The sequence below is a fragment of the Bartonella sp. AP57NXGY genome (genome assembly GCF_042195805.1).
Classification (GTDB): Bacteria; Pseudomonadota; Alphaproteobacteria; order Rhizobiales; family Rhizobiaceae; genus Bartonella.
In genome coordinates this window covers 11,656-22,064 of the sequence record NZ_JBHIOZ010000004.1, presented here as the reverse complement: position 1 = coordinate 22,064, position 10,409 = coordinate 11,656, and the positions used below count along the sequence as shown (strand labels likewise).

Here is a 10,409-nt window from a genome sequence, read left to right as displayed (position 1 = left end):
TCGTTTTGTTTGTGATGTGCAGACAAAAGATTTTAATTACTTCAATGTGAGAGAGTTTGTGATTAAGAGAATTTTACAGTATTCAGCGTTATGAATCAAGTTGAAAATGATGATTTATTGTTATAAATCAAATCGTTATATATGAAGAGGGAAGTCAAAAGGAATTCACTCAAAGAAATTGAATTGTTTAATGATTGGTGTAGGTTAAGGATCTTTGTCATTTAAGATGAAGAGGCGAGGAATTGAATATTCTACAAAATACCGCTCTTCTTTAAAAGAGCGGTATTTTTATATCTTTTGTTTATGACACTATCTTTTTGATGATAATGACAAGTTATACAGTGTGATTAAATTAGTTTTTTCTTCTCTGTTTTTCTTGATCATTGCTCGCTATGTCTTAAAAAGATGCTATGTCTCTTCTTTAGGGTTGTTAAGAAATCGCAATGTTGCCAAAATATAACGAATAGCTAAAATTTTTTTGAAAACCATAATTACACGAGAATATTAAGTTTGTTTTCATTGGGCAGTTTTGTGATAACTTAAAAAATCAAGCATATGCTTTCTATAGGTATTAAAATTGTAATTTTTTATCCTCTTGTTGTTCTCTTATAAAAGTGGGAAGCCCCATATGATCAAGATATTTAAGGAAAGGGTGGGGTGGTAATTCTTCCACATTGACCATAGTTTTAACATCCCATTCACCTGTGGCAATAAGAAGAGCTGTTGCCGCTGCTGGTACGCCAGCCGTATAGGAAATGCCTTGTGCCCCAGTTTCATGAAAAGCTTGTTTGTGATCGGCTATATTATAGATAAAAATTTCTCTCGGTTTTCCATCTTTTTCGCCTTTAATAAGATCTCCAATACAGGTTTTTCCTGTGTAGTCTGGGGCGAGAGAGGAAGGGTCGGGTAAGACGGCCTTTACGACTTTCAAGGGCACGACTTCTTGTCCTTCTGCTGTCTTAATGGGCTGTTCAGATAAGAGACCAAGATTTTTTAGAACCGTAAAAACAGTGATATAACGATCACCAAATCCCATCCAGAAACGGACATTCTCTACATCAAGATTTTTGGAAAGTGAATGAATTTCATCATGTCCTGTCATATAGGCTTTTTGTTTTCCCACAACGGGAAGATCCCATTCATGGCTGATTTCAAACATTTTATTGGAAGTCCATTTTTTATTTTGCCATGACCATACTTGTCCTGTAAATTCACGGAAGTTAATTTCTGGATCAAAATTTGTAGCAAACCAACGTCCATGATTTCCGGCATTAATATCAATAATATCAATATCTGTGATTTTATCAAAATAATCATCGCGCGCTAATGCTGCATAAGCATTCACTACACCTGGGTCAAAACCTGCTCCTAAAATAGCGGTTATACCAGCTTTTTCACATTCTGGACGCCGAGGCCATTCATAATTGCCATACCAAGGAGGTGTTTCACAAATTTTCAATGGGTCTTCATGAATTGCGGTATCGATATAAGCGCATTTGGTTTCAATACAAGCTGAAAGAACAGACATATTAAGAAAGGCAGAACCAACATTAATGACAATTTCGCATTTGGTCTTTTGGATGAGCTTTATAGTTTCTTCTACATTCATGGCATTGAGCGAATGGCTTTTGAGAACACCTTGCTCTTTCATTGTGTTTTTTTCTTTAATAGAAGCAATGATGGCTTCACATTTTTTGAGTGTTCGTGACGCAATATGAATTTCACCAAGAATATCATTGTTTTGAGCACATTTGTGTGCAACAACTTGTGCAACACCTCCAGCACCAATAATGAGAACATTTTTTTTCATTGTAGGTCCATCTCCCTTTTTAATACTGTTGTATGACGTTTTTTATGGTTTATCTTTATGAAAGGCTTTCCTGATAGTCGCTATAGCTGAATTGGCGTTGAAGTGTTAATGTACCATCGCACTCTTTGAGAACAATAGCAGGCATTGTAACGCCATTAAACCAGTTTTTCTTGACCATTGTATAACCTGCTGCATCCTGAAAAGACAGTCTATCGCCTATTTTAAGAGGTTTTTGAAATTGAAATGTTCCAAAAATATCGCCGGCAAGACAAGATTTTCCACAAATCATAATTTCGTGTGGTCCTTGATTAGGTTCTAATTTAGCATTTTCACGATAAATGAGAAGATCAAGCATATGTGCTTCAATTGAGCTATCAACGATGGCTAGATTCTTTTCATTATACAATGTGTCAAGAACACTGACTTCTAATGTGGTGCTTTTGGTAATAGCAGCTTCTCCTGGTTCTAGAAAAAGAGTGACACCATGAGTTTTAGAAAATTGTTTTAAGCGTTTTGCGAAAGCTTCTAGAGGATAATTTTCAGCCGTAAAATGGATTCCACCGCCAAGGCTTATCCAGTCAACAGCAGAAAAAAGTTCTGCAAATTTTTCTTCCATATACCCAAGCATTTGGTTAAAAAGATTAAAGTCAGCATTTTCACAATTGTTATGGATCATCAATCCGTTGATAAGTGGCAGAATTTCTTTGATAGCGCTTTGGTTTGTTTCTCCTAAGCGGCTAAAAGGGCGTGAGGGGTTGGCAAGATCAAAATTTGATGCGCTCATTCCTGGGTTTAACCTTAAACCTCTTTGAATGGTTTTTGTTGCATCAGAAAAGCGTTGAAGCTGTTGGATGGAATTAAAGATGATTTTATCTGCATAACCACAGGCTTCATCAATTTCATCATCTGCCCAAGCCACTGAATAAGCATGGGTTTCTTTGCCAAATTTTTCTCTTCCTAAACGTAGTTCATAAAGGGATGATGATGTGGTTCCATCCATGAACTCAGACATTAAATCAAAAACACTCCATGTGGCAAAACATTTTAAAGCAAGTAAAATTTTAGCTCCGGACATTTCCCGTAAATGAGAAATTGTTTGCATGTTTTTGATGAGTTTCGATTTGTCTATAAGATAATAGGGGGTTTTTATCATCATTTATTCATTCTTTTTTGAAGGATCTTATTGCCAAGATCAACGTTTAGTACAAAGAGTAACAGAATGTCTCAAGAAAAAAGAATCTTAAGAAAAGAATCTGTTTCTGTCTAGCAAGAGAAAGGCTTTCTGTAATTACTGTTGTTTATTATGTTGAGTTTTTTGTTATGAGTATGAAAAAAAAATTATATTATGCTTTAGCTTTTGTATTTGTTAGCATTTTTTTCATTATAACAACCACTCTTGTTAATTGGGGGCAAAATAGAAGTAACGCTAAAGCCAAACTGGTTACTCATACTTCTGTCCAAGATAGTTCGGTGCCTCTGATTTTTACGGGGCGTAGAGAACTTAATGGTTTCAAAGGTTATCGTCATTATCGGCGTGGTTATCGTAAATACAGTGATAATTGGTGGTATCCTGAAGTGGCATTTGTTACATCACCGCACTTAAGCACAAAAGGCGCATCATTAAAAGTTGTACCAGATGCTAAAAAAGTGTTTTTAACGTCTTCTTCGGAAAAATTAGAAAAAAAAGAGCCATGGATGCTTAAACAACATATTGAATCTTGCCGTGCGCGTTATCGCTCTTATAATAAAAATGATAATAGTTTTCAGCCTTTTCATGGGGGGCGTAGGCAGTGTTTATCACGCTTTTTTAAAGGATAGAAATTAAATAAAATTTTAATTGCTTCTTGTCGTGGGCGTTATTGTTCTTACAATAAAGAGAAGACTTGTGTGGTGCGCAGTATTTTCATGCAAGCATTGTTTTTTTTAAAATTTAAATGCTTTTAAGTTTTATTAAATCTTATTATCATTAAGTGTGGAATGGGGGGTGAGAATATAAGTTTTTGTTTTGTCGATGACAAAATATTAAGGTAAAATGGAGTTTAAAGAATGACAACACGGGAAGCAATGTTGGTATTGCTCGTTTTGCTTCCTTTTGGTGGAAGTGCTGTCATTGGCTTTTTTCGTTCGACAGCAAAAAATAATGAAGCGTGGTTTGCTGGGGTCGTCGCACTTTTCTGTCTTATTTTTACAATAATGCTTTATCCGGAAGTTCGCGGAAACCACATAGTGCGTTTAGATATTTCTTGGCTTCCAGAATGGGGAAGCGATTTGATTCTCCGCATAGATGGTTTGTCCTGGCTTTTTTGCTTGCTTATTACAGGGATTGGGCTGCTTGTTGTCATTTATTCACGTTATTACATAGATCCAGCGGATTCTGTACCGCGTTTTTTTTCCTTTTTTTTGGCCTTTATGGGATCAATGATAGGAATAGTTTTATCAGGTAATCTCGTCTTTTTGGTTGTTTTCTGGGAACTTACCAGTATTTTTTCTTTTTTGCTGATCGGCTATTGGTACCATAATGCAAGTGCGCGTGAGGGTGCGCGTATGGCTCTAACGATCACAGGTTTTGGCGGCTTTGCTCTTTTTATTGGAGTTTTATTGATTGGGTATACTGTTGGCAGTTTTGATTTGGATAAGGTGCTACAGTCTGGAGATATGATCCGGTCAAGTTCTCTTTATAGTCCTATCCTTATTTGTATTTTATTGGGAGGGTTAACAAAAAGCGCGCAATTTCCCTTTCATTTTTGGCTACCTAACGCGATGGCTGCTCCAACTCCCGTATCGGCTTATTTGCATTCGGCAACAATGGTAAAAGCGGGATTGTTTTTGCTTGTTCGTTTATGGCCTGTGCTCTCTGGAACAGAATCTTGGTTTTGGCTGGTTGGCTTTTCAGGACTCTCAACTCTTCTTCTAGGTGCCTATTTTTCCATGTTTCAGCAAGACTTGAAAGGACTGCTTGCTTACTCGACTATTAGTCATCTTGGATTAATTACAACACTTTTAAGTCTTGGTAGTCCACTTGCATGTGTTGCGGCGATCTTTCATATGGCCAATCATGCTACTTTTAAAGCTTCTTTATTTATGGCTGCTGGCATTATTGATCACGAGACGGGAACACGTGATATGCGTAAACTGTCAGGGCTTTATCGTTCTATGCCTATCACAGCAACTCTTGCTTTAGTTGCGAGTGCAGCGATGGCTGGGGTTCCTTTGTTGAATGGTTTTTTATCGAAAGAGATGTTTTTTGCTGAAGCTGTTGAAACGCATATGGAATCATGGCTCGATTGGATTGCGCCTTATGTGGCAACGCTAGCTAGTCTGTTTAGTGTGACCTATTCTATACGCTTTATTCATGGCGTTTTTTTAGGACCAAAGCCTGACAATTTACCCAAGACTCCCCATGAACCACCGCATTTCATGCGTTTACCAATGGAGCTTTTGGTGTTTATTTGTTTAGCGGTTGGTATTTTTCCTAATTTAACAATAGGACCTATTTTAGATAATGCGGTCGTGTCTGTTTTAGGACCAATGACAATTCCTTATAGTTTGGCTGTTTGGCATGGGTTTAACACTCCATTAGTGATGAGCTTTGTTGCATTATTAGGGGGCGGATTGCTCTATGCTGTTGGGCATCGTTATTTTTTATCCTGTGATGATGGGGCTCCTTTTTTCCGTCACTTAAAAGGACCGCGTATTTTTGAACGCATTCTCGTAATTATTTCTTGGAAATGGGCCCGTGCGGTGGAGTCTGCTTTGTCAACACGCCGTTTGCAGATCCAATTGCATTGGATTTTTTGGGTCTGTTTTGCCTTTGTTGGTCTTTTACTTTGGTGCGATGGTTTCATTCCAGTGGGGACATTACCGCTTTTTCCACTTGATATTCCTTTTCTCGCTCTTTGGCTGGTTGGCGGATTATGTGCGCTTTTAGTTGCTTGGCGAGCAAAGTTTCATCGTCTTGCTTCACTTATGCTTTTAGGGGGAGCTGGTTTGATGACTTGTGCAACCTTTTTATGGCTTTCTGCTCCTGATTTAGCAATAACACAATTGGTTGTTGAGGTTGTTACAGTCGTTTTATTATTGCTTGGTTTACGGTGGTTGCCTAAACGTTTGCATGACCCTGGGCCAGCTGCTGTTCATTTTTGGGTTCGCTTGCGTCGTTTCCGTGATTTCATCATATCCCTTGTAGGAGGTGCTGGTGTAGCATGGCTTTCTTTTGCAGTGATGACACGTCCCCAAGGTACAACGATTTCTGATTTTTTTCTAACGCATGCTTACTCAGATGCTGGTGGTCGCAATGTTGTGAATGTGTTATTGGTTGATTTCCGTGGTTTTGATACCATGGGAGAAATTGTGGTTTTGGGTGTTGTTTCCCTTACTGTTTTTGCACTCTTACGACGTTTTCGTCCTGCGCCTGAGAGTATTGATGCGCCTTTTCAACAACGTATCCAGAAAGCCTTTGATATAGCACAGCCTAATCGAAATGTGGGAGATACAGTATTGAATTATTTAGCTGTTCCTGCTGTTATTATGGGTTGGCTCTTTCCGATTATTATCGCTTTTGCTATTTATTTATTCATGCGAGGGCATGATCTGCCAGGAGGTGGATTTGTCGGTGGTATTACTTTGGCAATAGGATTTATTTTACAATATCTTGCACGCGATATTCGGTGGGTGGAAACGCATTTGAGAGTTTTACCTTTGCGTTGGATAGGCTTTGGTTTATTATTGTCAGTCGTAACGGGGATGAGCTCTTGGTTTTTTGGATATCCTTTTTTAACATCCTTTTTTCGATATATTCATCTTCCGTTAATTGGGAAAGTTCCCATGGCATCTGCTTTTTTGTTTGATTTTGGTGTGCTTTCTCTTGTGTTAGGAGCAACTGTTCTCATTTTAATTGCACTTGCACACCAGTCAATTCGGAGTTACCGAATCGGTAAGAAACCTATTTTAAAAGAGAAGGAAAATTAATGGAAATTGTTCTTTCTTTGGGTATCGGTGTTTTTGTCGGATCAGGTATTTGGCTTGTTTTGCGTCCACGTACTTTTCAAGTCATTCTTGGTTTGTCCTTGATCTCCTATGGTGTTAATCTTTTTATATTTTCAATGAGTAGACCGCGTAGTAATGCTGCTCCAATTGTTGATCCTACCACTGTTATTAATCCAGCTAATTATGTCGATCCTCTTCCACAAGCCTTGGTTTTAACTGCGATTGTGATTGGTTTTGCAACAACAGCTTTATTTTTAGTTATCTTGTTGGTTTCACGTGGTTTAACGGGTTCTGATCACGTTGATGGACGTGAGGTGCAATAATGGAAATAGGAGTGCATCATCTCCTTATTTTGCCTATTCTTTTGCCGTTAATCACTGGAGCACTTCTTCTTTTTTATGATGAACGTCGTGCAAGACTTAAATCATTCATCAGTCTTTCTTCTGCGGGACTGTTGGTCGTTACTGCCATTTTATTGATTATACGTACTCTTGAAATAGCACCGGCTTGCGATGTTTATCGACTTGGTAATTGGCCGTCTTCTTTTGGAATTGTTTTAGTCCTTGATCGCTTAAGCGCTATGATGCTTTTACTTTCCAGCTTGTTGGTGACTAGCGTGTTGGTTTTTGCGCGGGCTCATTGGTACAAAGCTGGTTCTCATTTTCAGTCACTAATGCAATTTTTTATGGTGGGGATAAATGGTGCTTTTTTGACTGGCGATTTATTTAATTTATTTGTGTTTTTTGAAGTTATGTTAACGGCTTCCTATGGGCTTGCTTTGCATGGTTCTGGTCAGACGCGCGTGCGTGCAGGGTTGCATTATGTTGTGGTTAATCTTGTTGCTTCATTATTTTTTTTAGTTGGTATAGCGCTCATTTATGGAGTCGTTGGTACTCTTAATATGGCCGATTTGGCTGTTAAAATAAAATATATATCTTCTACAGATATTGTTTTGTTCGAAATAGGTGTTGCACTTTTAGGTATTGCTTTTTTGCTTAAAGCGGGTATGTGGCCGCTTAATTTTTGGTTGGTGCCAACTTACAGTGCAGCAGCAGCGCCTGTTGGAGCTTCTTTTGCACTTTTGAGCAAGGTTGGTATTTATATTATTTTACGTTTAACGTTGCTATGGTTTGGTCCTGAAAGTGAATATTTTAACCATTTTGGTCATACAGTTTTGTTTTATGGTGGGCTTGCCACTATGATTATTGGTTTTATTGGAGTATTGGCGAGCCAAGTTTTGGTGCGTTTGGCAGCTTATAGCGTTCTTGTCTCTTCTGGCACATTGTTGGCTGCGATCGGGATAGGCAATGCAGCACTGACAGCAGGCGCACTTTTTTATATTGTTTCTTCAACTTTAGCACTGGGAGCTTTTTTTCTTTTGGTAGAGTTGGTAGAACGCTGTCAAGATGTGGCTGCTAATGTTCTTGCTGTCACAATGGAGGTGTATGGTGACGATGAAGAGGAGGAAGAAGATGAAGTTGGCATCTATTTTCCAGTAACCTTGGCAATTCTTGGAGCTTGTTTTGGTATCTGTGCCATTTTGATTATTGGATTGCCGCCTTTTTCTGGTTTTGTTGCTAAATTTATGATGTTCATGGCAATTTTAAACCACAGTAGAGAGGATTTTTCTGCTTCTCTTCCGGTTTACCAAGATTGGCTTTTTGTAGTTTTTGTCACTCTCTCTGGTTTTGCGGCTTTGATTGCATTGACACGAACGGGTATCCGAACTTTTTGGGTTTCTCTTGAAGGGCGTATTCCTCGTGTGCAAGTGATAGAATTTGCGCCTATTGCCGTTCTCCTTGCTTTGTGTTTTCTTATAACAATTGTAGCCAGTCCTGTTAGTCATTATATGTCTGAAACTGCTAAGACTTTGTATGAACCTCAAAACTATATTGGGAGCGTTTTAACGGATTTTTCTCTCGAAAATAGGGAGATAAGTAAATGAATCGTTTTTGTCCTTCCCCTTTTTTCAGTGGTGTCATTGTCCTTATGTGGCTTATTTTAAATGGTTTTAGTTTAGGGCAATTGCTTTTAGGGATTTTAACCGCTTTGTTTTGTGGTTGGATGATACGGCTTCTGGAGCCGGAGAAGGTTGTTATTAAAAGCTGGAGTGCGGTTTTTCGTCTCGTTTTTCGAGTATTTATAGATTCTATATTCTCAAATGTTTCGGTGGCTTGGTTTGTTTTAACAAAAAGGTCTCGAGAGCAGAAATCTGGTTTTATTGTAGTACCTCTTCTGCTTCATAATCGCACTGCTTTGGCTATTTTAGCATGCATCCTTTCGGCAACCCCTGGAACTGCTTGGGTTGCCTATAATAGTAAAAAGGGTGAACTTTTGCTTCATGTCTTAAATTTAAAAAATGGATATGATTACAAACAGTTGATCAAACAACGGTATGAGCAATTGCTTTTGGAGATTTTTTTATGAGTATGGTGATTCTTTATTGGGGGCTTTTCTTTTCACAGTTTTTTTTAAGTTTAGCGGTGATTTTCGCGCTGTTTCGGTTGATTCGTGGTCCACGGGCGCAGGATAGAATTGTTGGTTTGGATGCCCTTTATATAACCACTATTCTTTTGTTTCTTACATTCGATATTCGTTCAGGAACAACCACTTATTTTGTCGCAGCTCTCATTATTGGATTGTTGGGATCTGTCTCAAGCATCGCTTTGGCGAAATTTCTTATGCGGGGGGAGATTATTGAATGAAAGATGATATATCGCTTGTGGTTGCTATTGCTATCACAGTTTTCTTAATATTAGGGTCTGGATTGACATTGATCGCAACGATAGGTTTGGTGCGTTTTTCCAATTTTTATAAGCGTTTGCATATGCTTTCAGTATGTACGAGTTGGGGCGTTGGTAGTATTCTTATTTCTTCATTTCTTTATTCAATATTTGTGGACCATTATTTTGTTTTTCATGAAGTGTTGCTGATGTTTTTTTTGTTTTTAACAGCACCGGTAGCTTCTATGTTGCTCTCACATACAGCAGCTTATCGACATCATTCAGAAGAACAGTCAGAAAAACCGCTGGCTCTTTTATTACACAAGACGGAGGAAAAGTTACCCACGTCAGAAGGAACATCAAGAGATGAGAGCCAGCGCGGTTCTTGAAATGTAAGAATCTTCCTTATTCTGTGCTTTTTTCTTCTACACAGTGGATGGGCTTTTCTTCTTTTGGATCATTAATAAGATCGTAAAATATGGCTTCATTTTTAGTTATCCACCAAATGTATTGTCCACCCACATATTTTCCTCCAGAAGCGGCAATTACATTAGAACCAACGATGCGCTTACCGTTCCATTTTAAATCAACAAGCGCAATATTGCCAGCATTATAATAAGTTGCTTCAACATACTCTTTGCTTGTTCCCATATCGCATTGATAGGAGACGGTCTCTGTTGTTGGTTCTGGATCATCTGGTACTTCAATGACTAAAGAACTTGCTAATGCATTAATTGAACCGAGGAGGAGCACACTTAAAGTAATGAAAAATTGTTTAGTAAAAGAAATTTTTTTCATAATATTTCCCGTGTTATTTAAAATAATAATGTTGACTCATCTTTACAGAGGATAGGTTTTTTTTCTTCTGGATCCTGAGCAAGGTCATAAAG

At 38.2% G+C, this 10,409-nt stretch carries 10 protein-coding genes; 7 read left to right on the top strand and 3 right to left on the bottom strand.

The genetic code is table 11. From position 1 onward, the window contains the following. Positions 1–571 precede the first annotated feature (571 nt). Positions 572–1,810, bottom strand: a complete 1,239-nt coding sequence (locus ACFIL8_RS01225) for a saccharopine dehydrogenase NADP-binding domain-containing protein (protein WP_375612751.1) — start codon at positions 1,808–1,810, stop codon at positions 572–574. Positions 1,811–1,865: 55 nt separating this feature from the next. Continuing rightward, positions 1,866–2,963, bottom strand: a complete 1,098-nt coding sequence (locus ACFIL8_RS01220) for a carboxynorspermidine decarboxylase (protein WP_375612883.1) — start codon at positions 2,961–2,963, stop codon at positions 1,866–1,868. Positions 2,964–3,130: 167 nt separating this feature from the next. On the opposite strand from ACFIL8_RS01220, the gene ACFIL8_RS01215 reads away from it, so the two are divergent. The 7 genes from ACFIL8_RS01215 (at position 3,131) to mnhG (ending at position 9,908) form a co-directional block, all read left to right on the top strand. Next, positions 3,131–3,628, top strand: a complete 498-nt coding sequence (locus ACFIL8_RS01215) for a BA14K family protein (protein ID WP_375612750.1) — start codon at positions 3,131–3,133, stop codon at positions 3,626–3,628. 228 nt (positions 3,629–3,856) lie between these two features. Continuing rightward, positions 3,857–6,778: a monovalent cation/H+ antiporter subunit A gene (locus ACFIL8_RS01210; protein WP_375638136.1), complete on the top strand. Its 2,922-nt coding sequence runs from the start codon at positions 3,857–3,859 to the stop codon at positions 6,776–6,778. Continuing rightward, a complete protein-coding gene (locus ACFIL8_RS01205) occupies positions 6,778–7,119 on the top strand; it encodes a Na+/H+ antiporter subunit C (protein ID WP_273790150.1) in 342 nt (113 codons plus the stop codon). The genes ACFIL8_RS01210 and ACFIL8_RS01205 overlap by 1 nt, the downstream gene beginning before the upstream one ends. Continuing rightward, positions 7,119–8,741 carry a monovalent cation/H+ antiporter subunit D gene (locus ACFIL8_RS01200; RefSeq protein ID WP_375611319.1) on the top strand — a complete coding sequence of 541 codons (1,623 nt, stop codon included), beginning with the start codon at positions 7,119–7,121 and terminating at the stop codon, positions 8,739–8,741. The genes ACFIL8_RS01205 and ACFIL8_RS01200 overlap by 1 nt, the downstream gene beginning before the upstream one ends. Then, positions 8,738–9,223, top strand: coding sequence for a Na+/H+ antiporter subunit E (locus ACFIL8_RS01195; RefSeq protein ID WP_375612748.1), 486 nt, complete (start codon positions 8,738–8,740; stop codon positions 9,221–9,223). Before ACFIL8_RS01200 ends, ACFIL8_RS01195 begins: the two co-directional genes overlap by 4 nt. After that, entirely contained in the window at positions 9,220–9,501 is a 282-nt protein-coding gene (locus ACFIL8_RS01190) for a K+/H+ antiporter subunit F (RefSeq protein WP_375606068.1), read from the top strand. Before ACFIL8_RS01195 ends, ACFIL8_RS01190 begins: the two co-directional genes overlap by 4 nt. After that, positions 9,498–9,908: a monovalent cation/H(+) antiporter subunit G gene (gene mnhG / locus ACFIL8_RS01185; protein ID WP_375612747.1), complete on the top strand. Its 411-nt coding sequence runs from the start codon at positions 9,498–9,500 to the stop codon at positions 9,906–9,908. The genes ACFIL8_RS01190 and mnhG overlap by 4 nt, the downstream gene beginning before the upstream one ends. Positions 9,909–9,924: 16 nt before the next feature. On the opposite strand, the gene ACFIL8_RS01180 is transcribed toward mnhG, so the two are convergent. Then, the gene (locus ACFIL8_RS01180; RefSeq protein ID WP_375611316.1) at positions 9,925–10,317 is read right to left on the bottom strand and encodes an MliC family protein; all 393 of its coding nucleotides are present in this window, start codon (positions 10,315–10,317) and stop codon (positions 9,925–9,927) included. Positions 10,318–10,409 lie beyond the last annotated feature (92 nt).